The organism is Streptomyces sp. NPDC102258 (assembly GCF_055584685.1).
Genome location: NZ_JBVJLO010000021.1, coordinates 1 through 21,027, shown reverse-complemented (window position 1 = coordinate 21,027; position 21,027 = coordinate 1). Strand labels below are relative to the sequence as shown.

Sequence of the window (21,027 nt, the reverse complement as noted above, 5' to 3'; positions counted from 1 at the left end):
CGTGCTCGCCGTCACCGCCACGGCCACCACTGCCACCACTGACACCGCTGCCGTGGCGTAGCCGAAAGGACACGGACGCGCATGCGCATCGGGGCCGACGTGCTCACCATCGACGCGCCGTCGGCACGCCGGTCATCCCGCCGGCGGCCGTACGCCGCATGGCTCAGACGGCCGCCGGGCCGGCCCCGGCACAGGAAATCCCGTCCCGGGTCTGACCCGGGCACCTCGCAAGACGACCGGAGGACAGCTCCTCATGACCACCCCCTCACCCACTACAGCACTCCCGGGCCGCGTGCTGGCCGTCGCCGTGTGCAGCGCGTTCCTCGTCGGCCTCGACTCGATGATCACCGTGCCGCTCATCCCCGAGATCGCGGCCGACACGAACACCGCCGCCCGGGCCGGCGGCTTGTTCGTCAGCGCCTACGCACTGCTCTTCGCCCTGGTGGCACCCCTGTGCGGCGCCATGTCCGACCGCCTCGGGCGCCGCAGGATCCTCTGCACCGGCCTGGTGGTGTTCGCCCTGGCCAACGTCCTCACCGGCCTGGGCGGCGACTTCACCCTCATCCTGATCAGCCGTGCCGTGGCCGGTTTCGGCTCGGCCATGATCATGCCGAGCGTGTACGCGATGATCGCCGAGAACTTCCCGTTCGAGAAGCGCGGCAAGATCATGGGCATCGTCGTGGCCGGACTGCTCAGCTCCACCGTGCTCGGCGTACCGCTCGGTTCCTACCTCGCCTACCTGATGAGCTGGCGGGCCGCCTTCTTCGCCGTCGCGGTCGTCGCGGCCGCCGTCTACCTCATGGTCCTCGTCCGCCTCCCGGCCGTCGCTCCCAAGGACCCGCAGGAGAGGGCGCCGGGCAACCCCGTCGCGACCTACCTCGGGATGATCCGCCGCGCCGTCACCACGCCCGCGGTGCTGTGCGTTCTCGCCTCGACCCTGCTGTGGAGCGCCGCGCTCTACGGCATGTTCTCGAACATCGGCATCTTCTTCGCCGAGCGTTTCGACCTCAACGAGGCACAGACCGGATTCGCGATCACGGGCTCCGGAGCGGGCAGCATGACGGGAGCCCTCCTCGGCGGCCGTATCGCCGACCGGCTGGGCAAGCGCCGCGTACTCGTCGCCGCCGCACAGGTCGCGGCCGCCGGAGTGAGCGCCGTACCGCTGATCGGGGAGCACCTTGTCCCCGTCCTCATCGTGTTCATCGTCTGGGGCACCGCCGTCGGAGTCGGACAGCCCGCCCTCAAAGCGCTGGTCAGCGAGTTGCGCCCGGAGATGCGCGGCACCGCACTGGCCCTCAACGGCTCCGCGCAGTACGCCGGGATGATGCTGGCCACCAGCATCGCGGCGGCACTGCTGCAGAGCAGCGTTTCGTTCACCGTGATCGGTGTGATCTGCGGAGTCTGCGCCCTCGCCGTCCTGCCCCTTCTCGTCGGAGTCCGGGTCACCGCCCAGCAGGACGCCCCGACCCGCCCTGCCTCCCAGAAGGAGACGACGGCATGAGCACCACGTCCGCCGGCCAGGAGACGGACCTCGGCAAGGTCCTCTTCGAGAAGTTCGTCGACCTGTGGAACGGCGACATGGAACTCGCCGACGCCTCGGAGTTCATCGCCGACGAGTTCACCGTCCACAGCGCCGAACTCGCCCGCTGCCTCGGCTTCCCCGATTCCAACCGGATCACCACCCGCGACGGTCTGCTCGACTGGGTCCGCGCGGTACGCCTGCTGCTCCACGACGTGCGGTTCACCACCGACCCCGGCCCCCTGCGGGACGGCGACTACACGCTCACCGGCACGTACGCCGACGGGGCTCCCACCGCGACCGTCGAACCCGGCACGCCGGTCCAGTACGCCGGAATGTCCCCCTCGGGCCGTACGGGCACACCAGTGCGTCGGGCTACGCGGGCCGGCGGCCGCGGCAGGGGGTGCTGCCGCGAGATGCTGAGGCCCGGCCGGCCGGGCGGATGCGCCAGGTATGGCGGCCGCCCTCACCAGCCCAGCTCCGTGTACAGCCGCCCGGCTGTGATGCCTTCGATGGCCGCCCGGGTGTAGGCGACGAGCGGCTCGGGGAGTTCGTCCGGATGCCACCACTGCCAGCCGAGGCATTTGTCGGGCTCGCGGACCTCCGGGACGCCCTTCCACCGGCGGGCCCGGAACACGAGACCGATACGCGGCCGGGCGCCGGGCGAGTCGACCAGGTGCACCGCATGGACGTACTCGACGTCGGCGGGATCGATGACCAGGCCGGTCTCCTCAAGGGTCTCCCGCAGCAGGCAGGCGATCGCCGGCTCCTGCGCGCAGTGGCCCGCCGGGAAGTGCCACGTGTCCCCTGCGAAGGCGGAGTCCGGCTGGCGCAGCCCGAGCAGGACGCGGCCCTCGTCGTCTTCGAGGTAGAGGTGGACACCCATCACGAGGGGAACGGCCTCGTGCGAAACGGGCGCCGGGCGCGAGCCGGCGGCCGCCTCGCGGGCGACATGGCGGCGGATGAGGTCGCTCGTCGACGGGCTCAGCCGCAGCCGGGGCAGCTCGTCCGGCGCGAACCAGCGGAGCAGGACGCCCTCCCGTAGATCGAGCGTGTCGGGGACGCCGCGCCAGAGGCCGGCGAAGACCTGGACGGGGACGGCGAGTCCGTCGACGCCGGTCGCGGTTTCCACCGCATACGGTTCCAGCTCCCCGACCACCAGACCGGGTACCTCTTCGGCGAGCTCGCGGCGGATGGTGTCTTCCAGCGACCGGTCACCGGCTTCCCGGCCGCCTCCCAGGAGCGCGAACGCACCCGGCTCCCAGATGCCCGGGTAGTTGTCGCGCAGGTGCAGCAGGTAGCGGCCGGCCCCGTCGTACAGCAGGGCGGAGGCGTTCACCGGCTCGGCCCGGCCGTCGAGACCGGCCACCAGCAGCTTGGCGCGCAGGGCGGGAGAGGTGACCTGGTCGAAGGGGAGCCACTGGGCCCCTGTGACCTCCTCGTCCTGAAGGACGGTCTTCGGGCGCCCGTGACCGGTGTGGAAGACGAAGCGCAGGTCGTAGTGGTGATGGGCCGGTTCGCCCTTGGCCGGATCGGCGTCGATGGCGTGGACGTCGATGTCGATGGGGGTGTCCAGAAACCGGGAGGTCAGGCACAGGTCGCCCGGGCTGATCCCCGTCTCCTCGCACACCTCCCGCAGCGCCGCACCGAGCAGCGTACGGTCGTCGGCCTCGACGTGGCCGCCCGGCGCGAGGAGCAGTCCGGTTGACCGGTGCACCGCGTGCAGGACCCGGCGGTCACGGTCGATGACGGCGGCGCTGCAGGTGAGGTGCGCGGGAAACGTCGTGCGGCTGGTCGGGGCAGCGGATTCCGCCAAGGCGGCCAGAAGACCGGCCAGGCCGGTGCGCTCGCGCGGGTGTCGGTCGAGGTAGGCCTCGACGGTGCTGCGGATGTGGGACAGGGCGGGGGGCACGTGATCACCTCGGAGTCGGCGGGGCAGGCGTCGTATTCAGGTGCGGGCGGCGCCGCTGGGGCTCATGCCTCGGGGCCCGTCGCGGCGGCGCGGGGCTGGTAGGCGTCGGCCTGCAGCGTGAACATGGCGGCGTACCTCCCGCCTCGGGCCATGAGCTCGTCGTGGGAACCGGATTCGACGATCCGGCCGCTGTCGAAGACGTGGATACGGTCGCAGTCCACGACGCTGGCCAGCCGGTGGGAGATCAGTACGGTGATCTGGTCCTCGCGCAGCCGTCCCCGCAACACGGCCTCGTACACGGCGTGTTCGGACGGCGGGTCCATGCTCGCGGTCGGCTCGTCCAGAAGCAGCAGCGGTGCCTTCTTGTACAGGCCGCGGCCCACCGCGACCTTCGCCCACTGCCCGCCCGACAGCTCCTGGCCGCCCTTGAACCGCTTCGACAGCAGGGTCTCCCACTGGCGGGGCAGCCCGGCGACCACCCCGTCGGCGCCCGAAGCCCGGGCGGCGTCCATCGCCCGCTGCGGATCGGCCTCCATCAGGCTCCCGGTGGAGATCGTGATGTTCGACAGGGCACTGAAAGGGAAGTGGGCCGGGCCCTGGAGGACGCAGGCGACCTGGCGGTGCACGGAAGGGGCGTCCATCTCGCGGACGTCCACGCCGTCCCAGCGGACCTGGCCCCGCTGCGCCTCGTAGAGGCCGGCGAGGAGTTTGGCGCAGGTGGACTTGCCCGAGCCGTTGAGGCCGACGAAGGCGATGGTCTCGCCGACGGACAGGCTGAGGGTGATCCCGTTCAGAGCCGGGGTGTCCTTGCCGGGATAGGTGAAGTGGACGTCGTCCATGGCGATCGTCTTCACCCGCGAGGGTGCCCGGAGTTCGGCGGTCCGGGGCAGCAGCCGGCGGCAGCGCTCCTGGACGGCGAGGAGGTCGGAGACCCAGAGGGCGTGCTCGTAGACGAGGTGCGCGGTCTCGATGAGCCGGGTCAGCGACGCTTGGGCGGCCTGGATGGCGAGGACCGCGCCCGCGCCCGCGGCCAGCGGCAGCCAGCCGGAGATCAGCATGGCGCCGAGCGCGGTGTAGGTGACGCCGGTCCCGAGGCCTCCGACGGTGCGTCCGGCCAGGTTGAGGACCGCGGAGTAGGTGCCGAGCCGGGTGTCCTCCGCCGCGATCTTCGTGGTGAGACGCCGGTGCTCGTCCAGGAGGGCGTCCTGGGCGGTATCGGAGCGCAGCTCGGCGGCGGCGTCCACGTCCAGGAGCAGCCAGGAGAAGACCCGGACGCGGCGCTGGAGGGCGTTCCACCGTTTGAAGGAGTGGAACCGGGCCCGGGCGCTGCGGACGGCCGCCGCGCCCACCGGCAGGACGGAGAGCAGGAGGAGCGGCAGGAGGGCGGGATGCAGGATGCCCAGGACGGAGGCGGTTCCGAGGAGACCGAGGAGGGCGGAGGCGAGGGAGATGACCTGCCCGACGATCTGCCGCGCGTAGAAGAGGCCGCGGTCGTTCGCGCGGTGGACCTCGTCGTGCCACTCGGCGTCCTCGACCGCCTCCAGCTTCACGTGCGCGGTGAGCCGGAAGAACTCGCACTCCAGAGCCGTGCGGATCTTCGGGGTGACGAGTGCCTGCGCCACCGCGACGGCGGCCTCCAGCACGGCGCGGGCGGCCAGGAGTCCGACGACGAGGAGGATCTGGGGGACGGCGGCGCGCACGCGCTCGGGGGTGGGGCCCTGGGCGAAGAGGTGCTGGAGGACGGAGACCGAGGCGAGCAGCCCGCCGGCGCTCATGACGGCCGAGGCCAGCTGGCAGATGACGATGGCGGTCGTCGCGGTCCGGTCCGCCTGCCAGGCGAACCGCCCGACGAGGGCCGTGATGCTCGGCAGCCGCGTGAGGACCTGGCGCACGGTGGCGTTGGCGGCGGCCCCGTCGTGGACGGACCAGTACGCCTCCTCCATCTCGTCGGCGACGTCGCCGTCCGCGGGCCCGGCCGGCACGGAGGCGGGTGGCAGGGGCAGCGGCAGCGGCTCGGACCGCGGCCCGGGGATTGCGCTCTCGGGGGTTCCGGAACCCGTCCGGCCGCTCATGCGGGCCGCCCCTGTTCGAATCCGGACTCAGGGTGGGCGGGTGTGGGTAAGGCGTTCATGCAGTCCTCCAATTGGGCGGCGGAGTGGCACTGGTGGTCTAGAAACGTGCCGGAACGGGACCCGTAACGGCCCCGATCGGGCGAATCGATCGAACGGAGTCGCGAATGGGGCATGCATCCCGGACGCGTCGGGGGCGGGCGCTTCTGAACTCACACGTTCGAGTGGAGCCAGGCCTGGCGGCACCCGAACAGGGGCTTGCCGCGCGCGGTGACGGTGCGGTGCGGACGCCGGCGGTCGGCAGCCGGCAGTCGGCATGGCGGGACCTTTATCCGGTGTGCGGCGGGGCCCGGGGGTGTCGTACTGTGGATGAGTTCCTGCGCCGAAGCGTCGGTGGTTGTCGGCGGCAGCGACCGGAATTCCTGTTCCTTCTGCCTTCTGTGTCGATCTTGAGGTGACGTCCTATCAATCAGGCCATGTAGTCGTCCGTTTTCCCCACGTGCTGATGTGTCGCACGTGTTCGGGGGCGGACGTCGCGCTGGCCTGAGTTGCGTCACCCCCCCCGTTTTTTCTGTCTCTCCCCGGGTGCAGCTCTGCCGTCTGCCCCGGGTTTCCTGCTGTCGGTTCCCGGCGCGGCTGACGGCTGGGCTCCCCGATTCCTTTGGATCAGGAGTCCCCGTCGTGTCTTCCTCCGCGCTCGGCAACGAGCCGCAGCACACCACCCGGCCCCCGCGCCGCCCAGCACCTCACCTCCCGAAGACGAAGACGAAGACGGCCTTGGCCGCCCGGATCGCCCTCGTGGTGCTGCTGGTCGCCGAGCTCATGGACATCCTCGACCAGTCGATCGTCCTGACCGCCCTGCCCGCGATCCGGGAGTCCACCGGCGCCGGGCCGGCCGCGGTGCAGTGGCTGACCGCCGCGTACTCGCTGACGGTCGCCGTGGGGCTGATCACCGGCGGACGCCTCGGCGACCTCCACGGCCGGCGCAGGATCCTCCTCACGGGCACCGTCGTGTTCACCGTGGCCTCGCTGCTGTGCGGCCTCGCCACCGGCACCGGTCTGCTGATCGCGGCCCGGGTGCTCCAGGGCGGCGGAGTCGCCCTGATGATCCCGCAGGTCCTCGCCACCCTCCACGTCACCTTCGCCGGTGAGAACCGCAGCAAGGCCTTCGGCCTCTACGGAGCCGTCCTCTCACTCGCCAACGTCCTGGGCCCCGTCCTCGGCGGACTGCTCACCGAGGCCGACCTGTTCGGGCTGTCCTGGCGGCCGATCTTCCTGATCAACGTGCCCGTCGGCCTCGCCGTGCTTCTCCTCGGCAACAAGTTCATCCCCGAGTCGACCGGACAGAAGACCGACCGGCTCGACCTGACCGGCGTGCTCCTGTCCGCGCTGGCCGTCGTCCTGATCCTCTTCCCCCTCACCGAGGGCCACACCCACCACTGGCCACTGTGGTGCTTCGCCATGCTCGCCACCGGCCTGTGCGCGCTCGGCGTCTTCCTGCGCCACCAGCAGCGCGAGCAGCACCACGCCCCGCTCGTTGCCCTGTCCCTCTTCCGGAGCCGGCAGTTCTCCGGGGGCCTGTCCACGCAGCTGCTGCTCGGCCTGCTGTGCGGCTTGTTCTTCATGACCTGGACCCTCTACCTCCAGCTCGGCCTGGGCATGACCCCCTTCCACGCGGCCCTGGCCTTCGTGCTGCTCTCCCTGGGCGAACTGGCCGGTGCGACGATCGCGGCGAAGAGCGGCGGCCGTTTCGCCCGCCGCCTGCCCCAGGCCGGGGCGCTGGTCGCGCTCGCCTCGATGGCCTCGTACGGACTCCAGGCCGACCTGTTCCAGGCGGAGCTGACCCTCGCGGCGATGACCGCTCCGGTGGTGCTGATCGGCTTCGGCCTCGGCATGGTCGGCGGCCCGCTCGCCGACATGGCGCTGGCCAGAGTCCCGCACGAGGACGCCGGGTCCGCCTCGGGCCTGTTCAACACGGCCATGCACCTGGGCATCGCCCTCGGCACGGCACTGACCGCCCTGGTCTTCTTCGCCGCCACCGACGGGTCGTCCGACGCCGGGCCCAACCGCGACGCGTTCATCAGCGTGCTGTGGTGGGCGGGCGGCATCCTGGCCCTGATGTGGGCCCTGATGTTCTCCCTGCCCAAGCGCACCAGCAGCCGGGCCGACTGAGCGGCTCTTCGATATTGCGGACGGGGCGCACGCACTGGAGCCGGCCCCCGCGGCCCGCCGCGGACACCGAACGCCTGCGGATGGTGGGCGGCACCTCATGACCGGCTAGTGCATCAGCTCGGAGCGGGGGTGCTCCGGCGCCGCCGGGCCGACGTAGAGCCCGGTGCGGGAGCCAGCTGCTGTCGTCGCCGCCTTCGAACGTGGCGTCGAAGAGCCGGCCAAAGGCCGGCCAGGCGGGCAACCGCCAGAAGCGCGGCTTCCGCGGTGGCCGGGTCGCCGCGCTTCGACCAGCCCCGACTACCGCGAACGCCATGCGGTCGGGTGCGGGATCAACCGCCTCAAGAGACACACCGTGCTGTCGCCACGCGCCGCCACAAGCTCGCCGTCCGCTACGAGGCGACCGTCCACGTCGCCGCCATCAACGAGTGGTCGCGACCCGTGGCAGTCACACGCCGGGATCCACGTTCCACACCATGGGCAGATCGCTGCCGCAGAAGACGCAGGCGAAATCGTCCTCGCGAACGATGTTGTGCTCCTGGCAGTCGGGGCACCGCCGGAACACCACCTCGTGGGTAGATCCGGACGGCCGACCGAGTCCAACAGCGTCCAGAGCGCGGGCGACATCCGCCCATGAGCTGACGTCCGGGCAGTACCCGGTGGACTGGTTGCTGACCTCGCTCACGGTCCACCGGTCTGCCTCGCGCATGAAGCCGATCTCGCCGGCGCTCAGAACCATGTCTCCGCCGGCACAGGCCACGTGCTCGCTTCGCCGCGGCGCCAACTGAAGCACACCGTCCGTGCCGACCACGAAGGTGAAGGGTTCGGCCAGCTCCGCCGCCGATTGCTCCGCGATCCAGCCGCCGAAGTCAGCCGCCGAGCCGATCCGCCGCCCGCCGCCACCTGGCCGGACCGCAGCTTTCAGTTCGACCGGTCCGACATATCGGTAACTCCGACCCCGTGTACTCACGGCAGCCAAGCTAGAGCCCGTCCGACACACGCCCCAATGCCGGGGTTGTCCGGCGCTACCTGCAGACAGGCGCGCCCATGTTCGGAGAGCATCTGGTCCCGCCGTTCTGACGGTACGGAGCCACGGCACACGGCTACGGCAAAGCCACAAGTGCGACAGATCGACTCAACGTCCCAGCGCAACCGGCCGTCCACCAGGGCCTGAACTCCCCAGCACTCCGCTTCCGCATCGCAGTCCTGGCAGACCGCGGAATACCTGACGGATTCAAAGACCGCCTGATCCACACCCACCCCCAACCGAGACGAGGTCAAACGACAAGGTCAGCCCTGGTCCTCCACGCCCCCTCGCAGTCCCCACTCATCGAGACCGGAGTAGATCACTGCGATGCGGCCCCTGGGGAAATCGAGTGACGTAGCCTCCCCGCTGTAGAGGGCTACCAGCGACTCGGGCCCTCGCCACCAGGTATCTGCCAAGCCCATCACCTCGCGCACCGGCGTGTAGCCGTTCAGCTCGATGCCATCGACGTCATCGCCGACGAGTTTGGTGACCTGCCTTGCCCAGATGGACGCGTGGTGAGCCAAGGCGAGCGATTCCACCCAGCCCTCGACGGTCGCATGGAGGGGTGCCCACCGCTCTGCATGGATACCGAACTCACCAGACGGACCGATCATGAATGAGTAGGGGACTGCGGTCCGCTGCATCCCGGCTTCGAACCACCACCCGGCGGAGTCTTCTTCGGGCGAGTCCGGATCGAGGTATTTGGGACCTCCGTCGTACTGCGGTGCGGGTGGCAAGAGCAGACCGCCCCACCGCTCTTGGTAGGCCGCCATTCGATCGATCACCGCTGTTGGGACGTCCCGCTCAAGCCACCACTGCCTGTGACCCTCGACGGGGCGAACGCCGACCTTGACGCCATGCGTGCTGACGAACGACCGCGCTCGGCAGGTCAGGCCGTCGGGCACATCGTTGATGAGGTGAAGATTCACCCGGCGGACGCTACCCAGCCGCCATGGAAAGAGCATGCGCGGGTGCTGCCACCCCCTGGGCACGACCGCCGGGCCCCATCCGGTACGACCGGATCGAGAACGGCCGGGGCGCTGGAGAATGTGGGCCGTCGGTTCAACCGCGCCCCGTCGGAGGTGAGGGACGTCACCGGGCGGCGGAGGCCGCCGGGGCGGGGGCGGCCGGCACGGGGGCGGCGGACTTGCGGATGCCGGTCGCGCTCAGTACGGCGGCCACGGTCAGGGCCACGACGGCTGAGAGCAGGGCGGCCCGCAGACCGGAGAGGAAGTGACCGGAAGTGGCCTGACCGACGAGCAGTCCCATGGCGGCGACTCCGATGAGGCCGCCGAGCTGGCGGGAGGCGTTGAGGACGCCGGAGGCGATCCCGCCGTTGGCCGGTTCCACCGAGCTCAGCATCGCGTTGGTCATGGCGGGGACGACCAGGCCGATACCGAAGCCGGCGACCAGGAACTGTACGACAAGGGCCGGGTAGGAGCCGGAACCCACGGCGGGCAGGACGGCCAGGTAGCCGAGCGCGGCAAGGGCGTTGCCGACGAGCAGGACGCGCCGGGCACCGTGGCGCTTGACCAGTGAGCCGCAGGCCAGGTTGGCGGCCATGATGGCGGCGGTCATGGGAAGGAAGGCAAGGCCGGCGGTGACCGGTGAGTACTCCCACACCTGCTGGAAGAAGAGGCTGAAGACGAAGATGAGGCCGTAGAAGGCGAAGTTCAGCAGGACGCCGATGAGCGAGGTGGCGGTGAACGCCTGGCGCCCGAACAGGTGGAGCGGCAGCATCGGGTCGGCGCTGCGGTGTTCGACGGTGAGGAAGGCGATCAGCGCGGCTGCGAAGACCGCCAGGCAGGTGATGACCAGGGCGGCCCCCCACCCCTGGGCGTTGGCCTCGATGATGGCGGTGGTCAGGCTGCCGAGGCCGATGACGGCAAGCAGCTGGCCGGGCAGGTCGAGGGAGCGTCGGCGGGAGCGGTCACGGGCCGGAGCGGGCTGCGCGTACAGCTGGGTGAGCAGGATGCCGACAGCGGCGATGGGGAGGTTGACGTAGAAGATGGAGCGCCAGCCGAGGGTGTCCACCAGCAGTCCGCCGACGACCGGTCCCAGGGCCAGCGCGAGGCCGCCGGCGGCGGCCCAGAGGCTTACGGCGCGGGTGCGGCGGGCGGGGTCGGGGAAGTTGGTGTTCACGAGGGACAGCGAGGAGGGCACGATCATGGCCGCCCCGATGCCCTGGAGGACGCGCGCCGTGATGAGGGTGATCAGGGACGGGGCGGCGCCGCAGGCCAGCGAGGTGAGGGCGAAGAGCGCGAAGCCGAGGATGAAGATGCCCTTGGGGTCGAAGCGGTCGCCCAGGGCTCCGGCGGTGAGCAGGAAGGCGGCGAAGGTGAGGGTGTAGCCGTTGATCACCCATTCCAGGCCGGAGAGGCTGTCACCGAATTCTCCGGCGAGGGCCTTGGTGGCGACGTTGACGACGCTGACGTCGAGAATGACGACTACGAAGCCCAGGCAGGCGGCGAAGAGGGTCGGGCCCGGCCGGGCCGCGGCGGAGGGTTCATGGCGAATCATGTGCTCTGCCTTTCATGGGTGGTGCGGAAGACGAGGATGGGTACGGGACCGGGCGGCGGCGTACCGGACCGGCCAGGCCGTTCCCGACGCCGGGTGTGGCCGCGGGCTGCCGGGGGCCGCAGCGGACGAGGCCCTGGCAGGCAGGCAGGCAGGCATCACGGGATCGCGCCAGGCACACGTAGACTGTTCGCCGCAAGACGAACACCACGGAGTGTACGCATGGCGACGAACACTCTGCAATCGGTGCCCGGTGTGATCCGGACACCCCGACGGGACGGAGAGCCGCCGTGGCGGCAGCACACGCGCAGCCTGCGCCGGAGAGCCGGCACTCGGCCGGGGCACACGAAGCGGCGGCGACGAGCCATCGCGTGCCGCCGGTCCACACCGACCCTCGGGAGGTGTCCCTGGAGGCCGCCCTGCTCGCGCTGGCCGACCCGGTCCGCCGCACACTCGTACGGGAACTCGCCGGGGCCGGTGACTGGCAGCGTTCGTGCGGGAGTTTCGACGTGCCGGTGACCAAGGCGACCCTCAGTCGGCACTTCGCGGTCCTGCGGGACGCCGGGCTGCTGGAACAGCGCGACGCCGGGGCCAAGCGGCTCAACCGGCTGCGGCGGCCCGAGTTCGACGAGCGCTTTCCCGGGCTGCTCGAATTGGTTTTGGGGACGGACTAAGGCCCTGGGCGATGGGCCGCGGCACCCGCTCGTACAGCGCTGTGGCCACCGCCGACGCCACGGTGGGGTCGGTTCGGCCGGGGCGCCGTAGACCACGGCGAGCGACAGCAAGCCGGCGCAGGCCGCCACATGCAGGACCGGGCGTAGTTGGCGTCCGTACGGTTGACGACCGTACGAAATCCGGTGAGCCGCGCCGCGTGCGTACCCGGCGCCGGGTCGACCACGCCGGTCCGCCAACGTCCGGAGCCACGGGTGCGCCGACCACGTTGGTGAAGCAACCGACGTCCGGGAGGGCGGAAGTCGGCGTGCGCATAGCGTTACGGAGCTCGGCGGAGGCGTTCCGCCGGCGTCAAGGGGCGGGTTCGCCTCGGCGAAGGCTTCGGAACACCGCCGGGGTCGCCCACCCGCGCAACGTGGCGTGAACCGCCGATCGGAACGCGGCCTCGGCCGTGGCGGCGTCGAGGGCCCCGGCCAGTTCGAGAGTCACCAGCCCGTGCAGGGTGGCCCAGATCGACAAGGCGATCGACGCTGCCTCGCCGACGAGGACGGACGCCGCCAACGCGCGCTCGATCGCCGCGAGGAGCGGCCCGATCGGGTCACTGGCACCGACCTCCCCCGAAGGGTCGAAGGACTGCACGCCACCGAACAGCACCGTGTACAGGTGGCTGTGTCCGAGCCCCCAGCGGCGGTAGGCGACGGCCAGCGTGTAGAGGTCGGCGAGAGGGTCCGCCGACGTCTGCGCCGCTGACAGGTCCTGGAACAGGCCGGCGACGGCTCTGTCGCGCACCGCACCGATCAGCCCGTCCTTGCCGCCGAACAAGGAGTACACCGCCGTCGTCGACGCCTCGGCGGCAGCCGCCACGGCGCGGACCGTGAGCGATTCTCGCGGACGGGTGGCGAGCATCTCGGTCGCGCACTCCACAAGCCGCTCTGCGACGGCTTCGTCGTTCGTTCTCGGCCTACCCACGACCAGGAGCCTACTCTCTTTGATAACGTCGTTTTGAAACAGTGTTCTGAAACTGCTGGAGGTCCGCTATGCCCGCATCCGTCATGCGTTTTCTCCGCTTCACCGGCCGCTTACTGCTGGCCCTGGCCGCCGTCGCGATGCTGGTCGTCGTCTTTCTCGCGCTGATCGCCCTCACAGACGGGGCAGGTTCGGGGCTCGCCGCATGGTTGCCGACCCTTGGGGCCGGGGTCGTCTTCGCGATGTGGCGTGGCCGGCGCCGCAGTCGGCCGACACGGTTCGTGCTGTTCCTGCCGGTGGTCGTCGCGGCAGCAGTGACGGCATCGGTCTGCGTCCCGGCCGCGCCGACGGCCCGCCGGTACCCGCCCGACCTGCCGTTCGTGACCACGCAGCACTGGAGCCTGTCCACCGGCAGCCGGGTCGCGGTGTACCACTACCCGCCTGCGAGCCCCGGCCCCCGGCATCCCGTCCCGCTCGTGTATCTCAACGGAGGCCCGGTCCGTGGCATCTCGATGCTCGACCACCGATTCCTGCAACTCCTCGCCCGCCAGGGCTACGACGTCTACGCCTACGAACAGGCCGGCGGCGGACGAAGCGACCTGCTCCCCATGAGCCAATACACGATCTCCAGGTCGGTCAGCGACCTCGCCGCCTTCACCGAACGCCTCAACAAGGGCAAGGTCGACGTCCTGGGATTCTCCTCGGGCGGGGTCGTGCTCACCCGCGCCCTGGCCGACCCGAGCTACGCCGCACGCGTACACCGGGCGGTCATAGCCGAGCCCGGCCCTATGGACGCCCCCACCGCGCACATCACCGGACACACGGGCCAAAAATCCGCACGGGGCATCGCGCCGGCCCTGACCGGACCGCGATCGACAACCGCCCCCCGGTACGCCGTGGCATTCGGCCTCATGCGCCTCGGGCTCCTCACCCCCGACACCGAACTGGTCGGACAGGCTGAAGGCGACAACGCCTTCACCGCCGCCGACCTCGGCAGCGACACCGCATCCGCCTACTGCGCGGGCGACGCGCACCGCATTCCCGCAGAGGACACCGCACAGAACTTCTCCTTCAGCCCCGCCGCCAGCCTCCGCATCCAGCAGACCGTCAAGGACTCACCCTCCATCGCCTCACCACTGCGGCAATCCCGGACCCCCGCGATGCTGATGATCGCCGAGTGCTCCTCCCAGGTCCGTCAATGGGCGACCACCGTCCTGGCCAATGACCCCGCCGTCCAGCGCACGCAGTACATGCCCGGAGTCGGACACCACATGTGGAACGGCCTGGACGACAACAACGACCGCGCCGCCGCCGTCATCACCGCGTTCCTGCAGGACAGGCCGGCACCCCTGCCGAACTACCCGACCCGTGACGAGATCCCTACCTTCCTGCGCGACCACAAATGAAGACGTCGCAGCCCGTCACCGGCCTGCGACTACGGCGTTGCGGTCGAGTACCACCACATCGATCACCCGGTCCTGACTGGTAGCGGGCGTGGCGTGCCAGTCCTGTGAGGTGTGGGTGGTGCTCATGCGGTGAGTGCTCCCTCTGGGGCGGGTGGCTCAGGCGGCGTCGGTGGGGTACTCGGAGGCCGGTCCGTACAGGGCTGCGGGTTGCCCGGTCGTCAGGGCCAGTAGCGGTCGCCGAAGGACCAGTGCCACCGCTCGGTCGGGTAGTTCGCGAAGCCCACGGCCGTGAATGCGCGGCTGAGGGTGCCACGGTGGAGCCGCGCGGGCGGGAGAGGCCGTCCGCCATGGTGCAGCAGGCGCCGGAGCTTTCCTCGGGACTGGCGTTGACGGGGGTGCCCATGTCGAGCTCCGTGCCGTCCGCGGTGACGAGGGCCAGGTCGACGGCCGCGCCGGCGCTGTGCGGAGCGATCTCCGACGGTGACACGTACCGGCTCGCCTGCGACCGCAGTCCCTCGGCGGGCCAGTCGGCGTGGGCGGCGCGGAACCCGGCCGCGTACTCCTCGACGTACCACTGTGCGCTGTTGCCCGTACGGGCCAGGCCCTGGCCCCCGCGTACGGTCAGAGGCCGAGCAGTTCCGCGAGGGTGCCGCCCAGGACGCGATCGCGCAGCGCGCCCGGCGAGGTCACGCGTTCGACGGTGGTACGGGCGAGGACGGGGTCGCCGTAGGGTGCGTCCGAGCCGAACAGGGTGCGGTCCGGCACCTCCTTGATGGCCAGTCGTACCGCGAAGAGGACGTTCGCCGTCGACAGGTCCAGGTGCAGGTTCGGGGTGTTCCGGGCCAGGTCGATGGCCGTCAGCCAGTTCAGTCCGCCCAACTGGCTGATCACCACCGGGACGTTCGGGTGGCGACGCGCGAGCCGGGCCAGGGTGATCAGGTCCCGCGCGGTGGTCGGCGCGAAGCCGTGCACGACGACCGGCAGCCCGCCGTGATCCGCGGCCGCCCGCAGGACCGGCTCGATCCGCCCGGCCTCGTCCGGCGGCGCGGTCAGCTCGCCGATGCCTCGAAAACCCCGGCCGACGATGTCCCGTTCGACCTCTGCCGCGATCTGCTCGGCCGGCACGTCCAGGCGGACCTTTCCGAAGCCGATGAAGCGATCGGGGTGGGCCGCGCACGCCGCGTCCAGCTCCCGCCACGCGGCCTGGTGGCCGTCGGGACCGCCGGACCGCCCGCTGACCGTCTCGTCCAGCACGCTCATCTCGCGCCGGAACGAAACCAGATCGGTGGCCCGTTCGGGGTGTGGCCGGGTGCTGAAGAGCACGGCGCGGTCGACTCCCGCTTCGTCCAGCAGGGCGATGTGGCTGTGCACGGGATCGTGGACATGGCTGTGCGCATCGATGATCAACGGATTTCTCCTGGTCAGGACCGGCGGCGGCGCCGGAATGCCGCCGCCGGACCCATCGTTGAAGGTTGACACCATGGCAAGGTCAAGCTCCACGGAGAAACGATGCTGATCGGACAACTGGCCAAGAGGACCGGGACGAGCGAGCGCCTGCTCCGGTACTACGAACGCGTCGGCCTCCTCACCTCGACCCGTCAGGCCAACGGATACCGCGACTACGACGCCGCCGCCGAGCAGACGGTCGGACAGATTCGCGCTCTGCTGGCGGCCGGGCTGCCCACCGCCTCGATCCGGCACGTCCTGCCCTGCGCCCTCGCGGACGGCGCGCTGCGTCCGTGCCCGGGGGTGCTGGACAAGCTCCACGCCCAACTCACGCAGCTCGACCGGCGCGCGGAGGAAGTGGCGCAGGCTCGCCACACCCTGCGCCGGGTCATCGCGGCAACCGAAGGCGCCGAATCCGCCGCAGGACCCGCGACCACTCCGCCGCGCTCGGGTTGAACGGACCGTCCACGTCCGGCCGTCGGTCAGCCAGCCGGTAGTAGACCGCCGTAGCGTCGAGGTCGAGGCGGGTCGGACCGGCGTACTGGGCTTCAGCCTGGGAGGCCACACCGCGTACTTCGCGGCCGCGGTCGCACTTCTAAGCCTGCCCCGCAGACTCGTGGCGACGCCCCGTGAGGCAACCCCGGCCTATTGACGGTCGGCGCGCTCGGCGACGCGTCGAGTTCCTGGTCAGCACCATCCCTCCAGCCTCGCTGCGCGCCGTGTGAGACAACCCCGTACGCCCGTCGGGAGTCTCTTCGAGCACAGGGGCGCCCGGCCGGCGCGGCCCCCCAGCGCTCCGGAGGTCCCACCATGAAGCAGCGCTCCTTACGCACCGCCTCGCTCGCGTTGACGCTGGCCGCCGTCATCAGCGCGGCCGTGCTCCCTCCGACCGCGCACGCCGGGGACTCCGGGCAAGGAGGACGCGGGCACGACGCGACTCAGGCGGCCTTACGGGCCCTCGTCTCGTCCGGCGGGTTGCCCGGAGTGGCCGCGCACTCCCGGGGCGGCGGGGCCAGGTGGTTCGGCGCGGCCGGTTACGCCGACACGGCGACGGGTCGTCCCCGCTCGGCCGGTGACCACTTCCGGGCGGCCAGCATCACCAAGACGTTGGTCGCGACCGTCCTCCTGCAACTGGAGGCCGAGGGAAGACTGCGCATGGACGACACCGTCGAACGGTGGCTGCCCGGCCTGCTCCAGGGCAACGGCTACGACGGCACCCAGGTCACCCTGCGTCAGCTGCTCAACCACACCAGCGGCATCGCCGACTACGCATCCGACCCCGCCTTCATCCAGGACGCCGCCGGCCCCGGATTCCCCGAGCACCGGTACGACTCCCACACGCCCGAGGAACTCGTCGCCATCGCCCTCAGGTACCCGCCGCAGCCCGGTCCGCACCGGGCACCGTCGTACTCGAACACCAACTTCGTGATCGCTGGCCTGGTCATCGAGAGGGCGACCGGCCGTTCGTACGCCACCGAGGTCACGCGCCGCCTCATCCGCCCGTTGCAGCTGTACGGAACCTCCTTCCCCGGCACCGCGCCGCAGCTGCCGGTCCCACACCCCGTCGGCTACTCCCGGCTCCACCAGACCCAGCCCGGCGCCGAGATCCACGACGCCACGGAACAGAACATGACCTGGCTGGGCGCCGCCGGCGACGTCATCTCCACCGGCGGCGACCTCAACCGCTTCCACCGCGCCCTCATGCGCGGCGAACTCCTCCCCCCGGCCCAGATGCGGCAGATGCTGGACGAGGTGCCGGCGCAGGATGGCTTCGGTTACGGCCTCGGGGTCGAGTTCGCGGACCTATCCTGCGGCGTGAAGGTGGTGGGCAAGAGCGGACGTACGAACGGCTCGCTGTCCGCGATGTTCGGAACGCGGGACGGCGACCACCAGCTGACGTTCAACGCCAACGGCGACTGGCTCCAGGACGATGCGCTCTACCTCGACGTGCTCGAAGCGGAGTTCTGCGGCAAGCCCCCGCCTCAGACCCGCACCGGCAAACTCGCCGACTCCCCCCTCCACCAGCCCCGAACCTCGTGAGCAGCGCGTCTCTTCCGACGGTTACGGGGTCCCGGCCGAGGTGGCGGCCCGGAGGGGAGCAGGAGCCGGAAGCGGGTGTGACCGGGGCGGCTTTCGGCCGTGAGGGAGCCCCCATGGGCATGCGCGACGCCTTCGACGGCGGCGAGCCCGAGGCCGGTGGAGCCGGTGCGGGGCGAGCGGCCGTAGTCGGCACGGGAGAAATGCCGGAAGATGTCGGGCAGCAAGTCCTCCGGGATACGGGTCCGTCAGCGGTGACAGCGAGCTCACCCTGCCGCGCGTCCGACCGCGCACGCCGCTCACCCGGGCAAGGGGGACGAGGCCCTGAGGCTGCTTGCGCGCCATCTTCCCGCGCTGCGCGCATCGACGATCGAGCAGCGGGCGGAGGAGGAACGCTGGGTGGCCCGAGACCTGGAGTCGTGCAGTTCCCCCGCACGTCGTGGCCGCCGTCGCGGCGGACATGGTGGCCCGCCTCCGCGAGGCAGGCAACGCTTGGAGATTAGGGCCGAGTGCGCGGATTACTGGGACGCCCGCGCCACCTTCCACGACCTCACCCCTGACCAGGCCGCGGCCGCGCTCGGTCTCACCGAGAGCCCCCCCGCAAACCCTCACATACGACGGCTGGGTGGCGGGCGATAGGTGCACATCCGGCTGGCTGGCTGGCTGACGACGGGGCCATGGCCACGAGCAGGCGGCCCTGTGCTAGCCACCCGGGGTCGGTGCTGGGCGGAGCGTACGCTCCGCATTTCATTCGGTGCGGAGAGCATGGTCGTCGGGGCAGGCATCCTCCGCCGACAGGCGATCCTGACGGCCCGCCACGGCCCAACGGCCAGCGCAGGCGCGGCGCGACAATGAGCCTTCCTCCAGAGGGCCTGTCCGTCGCTTCTGTCGTGGGTGTTCCATGCGGCGGGGTTACTCGACAGGTGTGTGCTGGCAGGGCGAACGCTTCAGGCGGGAAGTGTGATGCGGAAGGTGGTGTGTCCGGGGCGGCTGGTGACGGTGGTGGTGCCGCCGTGCGCGGTGATGACGGCGTGGACGATGGCGAGGCCGAGGCCGGTGCTTCCGGTGCTGCGGGAGCGGGCGTGGTCGGCGCGGACGAAACGGCCGAAGACTTCGGGCTGGAGTTCGTCGGGGATGCCGGGGCCGGTGTCGCTCACCTCCACGCAGGTGGTGGTCTGGTCCGTGGTGAGGGCGATGGTCACGTCGGTACCGGGTGGCGTGTGCGTACGGGCGTTGGCGAGGAGGTTGCCGATCGCCTGCTGGAGGCGGTGGGCGTCGCCGGTGACGATGACCGGTTCTTCCGGGAGGTCGAGGAGCCAGTGGTGGCCGGGGCCGGCGGCGCGGGCGTCGTCCGTCGCGTTCAGGATCAGCAGGGTCAGATCGACCGGTTCGTCTTCCAGGGGCCGTCCGGCGTCCAGACGCGCGAGAAGCAGCAGGTCATCGACGAGGCGGGTCATGCGCAGTGACTCGCTGTCGATGCGTTCCAGAGCGTGGCGGACGTCGGCGGGGACGGGCCCGCGATGGCGCAGGGCGAGTTCGGCGTGGCCGCGGATGTTGGCGACGGGGGTACGTAGTTCGTGGCTGGCGTCGGCGGCGAAGTGCCGCAGGCGCTCCTCGCTGGTCTGCCGGCGGGTGAGCGCGTCTTCGACGTGGCCGAGCAGGTTGTTGAGGGCGGTGCCGACCTGGCCGACCTCGGTGCGGGGGTCGGTGTCGGAGAGGGGGCCGGGCATGGCGATCTCACCGCTGGCGAGCGGTAGCCCGGCGACCTCCGCCGCATGCGCGGTGACCTTCCGCAGGGGGCGCAGGGAGATCCGTACCCACAGGGTCCCCGCGATGCCGGTCGCCACGAGCGCGGCACCGAACAGGGCGGCTTCCACCGCTTCGAGGCGGTGGACGGTCTCTTCCACCGGGTGCAGGGGCAGGCCCGTGATCAGGGTGTCCTGGTCGTCGCCCGAGACAGCCGTGACGCGGTATCTGCCCAGCCCGGAGAGGCGGATGCTGTGCCCGCGCCCGTCCACGGGGGTTCCTGCCAGGGTGCGGCGGTCTTCGGGGGTGAGGGGGAGGGGCCGGTCGGTGGCGGCGTCGACGACGGCGGCCTGGGTGACGGTGTGGTCCAGGAGGCGGGCGCCGAAGGTTGCCTCGGCCTGGCCCCGGGTGTCGGGGCGGTTGTCGCCGTCGGGTGTGGTCTCGTGTTCCAGGCTGGCCGCGAACCGGCCGCCGGACGCGGAGAGCTGTTCGTCCAGGCGCCCCATCAGGAAGCCCCGCAGGGCGAGGGCGGTGGTGATCCCGACGCCGAAACAGGCGACGGCGAGCAGGGCGACGAGTCCGACGGTGAGCTGGCCGCGCAGCGTGCGGGGCGGCAGGCGTTTCACAGCGCTTCGGGCTTGAGGACGTAGCCGAGACCGCGCACGGTGTGGATCATCGGGGTGCGTCCGGCGTCGATCTTCTTGCGCAGGTAGCTGATGTAGAGCTCGACGATGTGGGCGCGGCCGCCGAAGTCGTAGGCCCAGACCCGGTCGAGGATCTGGTCCTTGGACAGGACGCGGCGGGGGTTGCGCATGAGGAAGCGCAGGAGTTCGAACTCGGTGCGCGACAGCTCTACGGTATCCCCGCCACGCTGGACCTCCCGGGCCTCCTCGTCCATGGTGAGGTCTCCGACGGTGAGCCGGTTCGCGCCCGGCCCCACGGTCATCCCGGCCCGTCGCAGCAGCCCGCGCAGCCGGGCCAGTACTTCCTCCAGGCTGTAGGGCTTGGTGACGTAGTCGTCGCCGCCCGCGGTGATCCCCGCGATGCGGTCCTCGACCGCGTCGCGGGCCGTCAGGAACAGGACGCACACCGTGGGCATCTCCCGTCTGAGGGCCCGCAGGACCTGGAGCCCGTCCAGGTCGGGCAGCATCCAGTCCAGGATCACCGCGTCCGGCCGGAAATCACGGGCCGTGGCGAGCGCGGTCGCACCGTCACCCGCCGTGGCCACCTGCCAGCCCTCGCCGGTGATGACCCCGGCCAGCACATCGGTGACGTCGGGTTCGTCGTCGACGACGAGGATCCGTACGGGATCCCCGCCGGGGCGGTGCAGAAGCGGTGTCTTGCGCGGCTCGTCCATGATTCCTTCAGCTTCCCCCGCGCGGGCCGCGGCAGGGGCGGGGCGTGCCTTTGAGTTTCCTCTGAATCGGAGCTGAAAGAGCGTTTTGTTCCGCCTTGGGTGTTTGGTAAGTAACGTGGTGTCAGCGGGTTGGGTCCACGCATGGAGGCGTGTGAGGATCCGCCCATGGAGTGCGATGTGTGTG

The 21,027-nt window shown here is 70.9% G+C and carries 17 protein-coding genes and 1 pseudogene; 7 read left to right on the top strand and 11 right to left on the bottom strand.

Annotated elements, in window-relative coordinates; all coding sequences use genetic code 11:
- Positions 1-253: 253 nt before the first annotated feature.
- On the top strand, positions 254-1,501 hold the full coding sequence (locus ACZ6ZT_RS28600) for an MFS transporter (RefSeq protein WP_469722923.1): 1,248 nt from the start codon (positions 254-256) through the stop codon (positions 1,499-1,501).
- A complete protein-coding gene (locus tag ACZ6ZT_RS28595; protein WP_469722921.1) occupies positions 1,498-2,049 on the top strand; it encodes a hypothetical protein in 552 nt (183 codons plus the stop codon). The genes ACZ6ZT_RS28600 and ACZ6ZT_RS28595 overlap by 4 nt, the downstream gene beginning before the upstream one ends.
- On the opposite strand, the gene ACZ6ZT_RS28590 is transcribed toward ACZ6ZT_RS28595, so the two are convergent.
- Together ACZ6ZT_RS28590 and ACZ6ZT_RS28585 are read right to left on the bottom strand one after the other, a co-directional pair.
- Positions 1,986-3,431, bottom strand: coding sequence for an NUDIX domain-containing protein (locus tag ACZ6ZT_RS28590; protein ID WP_469722920.1), 1,446 nt, complete (start codon positions 3,429-3,431; stop codon positions 1,986-1,988). The genes ACZ6ZT_RS28595 and ACZ6ZT_RS28590 overlap by 64 nt on opposite strands.
- 62 nt (positions 3,432-3,493) lie before the next feature.
- Positions 3,494-5,503 (bottom strand): ABC transporter ATP-binding protein, encoded by a 2,010-nt coding sequence (locus ACZ6ZT_RS28585; RefSeq protein WP_469722919.1) that lies wholly within the window; start codon positions 5,501-5,503, stop codon positions 3,494-3,496.
- A gap of 678 nt (positions 5,504-6,181) precedes the next feature.
- Between ACZ6ZT_RS28585 and ACZ6ZT_RS28580 the strand changes: the two genes are divergently transcribed.
- Positions 6,182-7,672, top strand: coding sequence for an MFS transporter (locus ACZ6ZT_RS28580; RefSeq protein ID WP_469722917.1), 1,491 nt, complete (start codon positions 6,182-6,184; stop codon positions 7,670-7,672).
- Between the two features lie 445 nt (positions 7,673-8,117).
- Here the strand turns inward: ACZ6ZT_RS28580 and ACZ6ZT_RS28575 are convergent, their stop codons facing one another.
- The 3 genes from ACZ6ZT_RS28575 to ACZ6ZT_RS28565 form a co-directional block, all read right to left on the bottom strand.
- A complete protein-coding gene (locus ACZ6ZT_RS28575) occupies positions 8,118-8,639 on the bottom strand; it encodes a hypothetical protein (RefSeq protein ID WP_469722916.1) in 522 nt (173 codons plus the stop codon).
- Positions 8,640-8,959: 320 nt separating this feature from the next.
- Positions 8,960-9,625, bottom strand: a complete 666-nt coding sequence (locus ACZ6ZT_RS28570; RefSeq protein WP_469722915.1) for a hypothetical protein — start codon at positions 9,623-9,625, stop codon at positions 8,960-8,962.
- A 163-nt stretch (positions 9,626-9,788) separates the two neighbouring features.
- Positions 9,789-11,216: an MFS transporter gene (locus ACZ6ZT_RS28565; RefSeq protein ID WP_469722913.1), complete on the bottom strand. Its 1,428-nt coding sequence runs from the start codon at positions 11,214-11,216 to the stop codon at positions 9,789-9,791.
- Positions 11,217-11,584: 368 nt separating this feature from the next.
- Here ACZ6ZT_RS28565 and ACZ6ZT_RS28560 point away from each other — a divergent pair, with 368 nt between their 5' ends.
- Complete coding sequence (locus ACZ6ZT_RS28560) at positions 11,585-11,887, top strand: ArsR/SmtB family transcription factor (RefSeq protein ID WP_469723086.1); 303 nt, start codon at positions 11,585-11,587, stop codon at positions 11,885-11,887.
- A 349-nt stretch (positions 11,888-12,236) separates the two neighbouring features.
- Here ACZ6ZT_RS28560 and ACZ6ZT_RS28555 read toward each other — a convergent pair whose 3' ends face one another.
- The gene (locus ACZ6ZT_RS28555) at positions 12,237-12,854 is read right to left on the bottom strand and encodes a TetR-like C-terminal domain-containing protein (protein WP_469722912.1); all 618 of its coding nucleotides are present in this window, start codon (positions 12,852-12,854) and stop codon (positions 12,237-12,239) included.
- A 68-nt stretch (positions 12,855-12,922) separates the two neighbouring features.
- Between ACZ6ZT_RS28555 and ACZ6ZT_RS28550 the strand changes: the two genes are divergently transcribed.
- Positions 12,923-14,257 (top strand): alpha/beta hydrolase, encoded by a 1,335-nt coding sequence (locus tag ACZ6ZT_RS28550; protein ID WP_469722911.1) that lies wholly within the window; start codon positions 12,923-12,925, stop codon positions 14,255-14,257.
- Between the two features lie 156 nt (positions 14,258-14,413).
- On the opposite strand, the pseudogene ACZ6ZT_RS28545 reads toward ACZ6ZT_RS28550, so the two are convergent.
- Together ACZ6ZT_RS28545 and ACZ6ZT_RS28540 are read right to left on the bottom strand one after the other, a co-directional pair.
- A pseudogene (locus ACZ6ZT_RS28545) lies at positions 14,414-14,828 on the bottom strand (M15 family metallopeptidase); the annotation flags it as partial.
- A gap of 50 nt (positions 14,829-14,878) precedes the next feature.
- A complete protein-coding gene (locus ACZ6ZT_RS28540; RefSeq protein WP_469722909.1) occupies positions 14,879-15,664 on the bottom strand; it encodes an amidohydrolase family protein in 786 nt (261 codons plus the stop codon).
- A 102-nt stretch (positions 15,665-15,766) separates the two neighbouring features.
- Here ACZ6ZT_RS28540 and ACZ6ZT_RS28535 point away from each other — a divergent pair, with 102 nt between their 5' ends.
- The gene (locus tag ACZ6ZT_RS28535) at positions 15,767-16,159 is read left to right on the top strand and encodes a MerR family transcriptional regulator (protein WP_469722908.1); all 393 of its coding nucleotides are present in this window, start codon (positions 15,767-15,769) and stop codon (positions 16,157-16,159) included.
- 354 nt (positions 16,160-16,513) lie between these two features.
- Positions 16,514-17,743, top strand: coding sequence for a serine hydrolase domain-containing protein (locus ACZ6ZT_RS28530; protein ID WP_469722906.1), 1,230 nt, complete (start codon positions 16,514-16,516; stop codon positions 17,741-17,743).
- Here ACZ6ZT_RS28530 and ACZ6ZT_RS28525 read toward each other — a convergent pair.
- The 3 genes from ACZ6ZT_RS28525 to ACZ6ZT_RS28515 form a co-directional block, all read right to left on the bottom strand.
- The gene (locus ACZ6ZT_RS28525; RefSeq protein ID WP_469722905.1) at positions 17,686-17,967 is read right to left on the bottom strand and encodes an ATP-binding protein; all 282 of its coding nucleotides are present in this window, start codon (positions 17,965-17,967) and stop codon (positions 17,686-17,688) included. The genes ACZ6ZT_RS28530 and ACZ6ZT_RS28525 overlap by 58 nt on opposite strands.
- Positions 17,968-18,687: 720 nt before the next feature.
- Positions 18,688-20,112, bottom strand: a complete 1,425-nt coding sequence (locus ACZ6ZT_RS28520; protein ID WP_469722904.1) for a sensor histidine kinase — start codon at positions 20,110-20,112, stop codon at positions 18,688-18,690.
- Entirely contained in the window at positions 20,109-20,843 is a 735-nt protein-coding gene (locus ACZ6ZT_RS28515; protein ID WP_469722902.1) for a response regulator transcription factor, read from the bottom strand. The genes ACZ6ZT_RS28520 and ACZ6ZT_RS28515 overlap by 4 nt, the downstream gene beginning before the upstream one ends.
- Positions 20,844-21,027 lie beyond the last annotated feature (184 nt).

What these genes read in the sequence shown, in the direction of transcription:
- ACZ6ZT_RS28535 (WP_469722908.1), top strand. Translation starts at nt 15,767, where the DNA reads ATGCTGATCGGACAACTGGCCAAGAGGACCGGGACGAGCGAGCGCCTG.
- ACZ6ZT_RS28515 (WP_469722902.1), bottom strand. Translation starts at nt 20,843, where the DNA reads ATGGACGAGCCGCGCAAGACACCGCTTCTGCACCGCCCCGGCGGGGAT.
- ACZ6ZT_RS28600 (WP_469722923.1), top strand. Translation starts at nt 254, where the DNA reads ATGACCACCCCCTCACCCACTACAGCACTCCCGGGCCGCGTGCTGGCC.
- ACZ6ZT_RS28530 (WP_469722906.1), top strand. Translation starts at nt 16,514, where the DNA reads ATGAAGCAGCGCTCCTTACGCACCGCCTCGCTCGCGTTGACGCTGGCC.
- ACZ6ZT_RS28595 (WP_469722921.1), top strand. Translation starts at nt 1,498, where the DNA reads ATGAGCACCACGTCCGCCGGCCAGGAGACGGACCTCGGCAAGGTCCTC.
- ACZ6ZT_RS28550 (WP_469722911.1), top strand. Translation starts at nt 12,923, where the DNA reads ATGCCCGCATCCGTCATGCGTTTTCTCCGCTTCACCGGCCGCTTACTG.
- ACZ6ZT_RS28565 (WP_469722913.1), bottom strand. Translation starts at nt 11,216, where the DNA reads ATGATTCGCCATGAACCCTCCGCCGCGGCCCGGCCGGGCCCGACCCTC.
- ACZ6ZT_RS28585 (WP_469722919.1), bottom strand. Translation starts at nt 5,503, where the DNA reads ATGAGCGGCCGGACGGGTTCCGGAACCCCCGAGAGCGCAATCCCCGGG.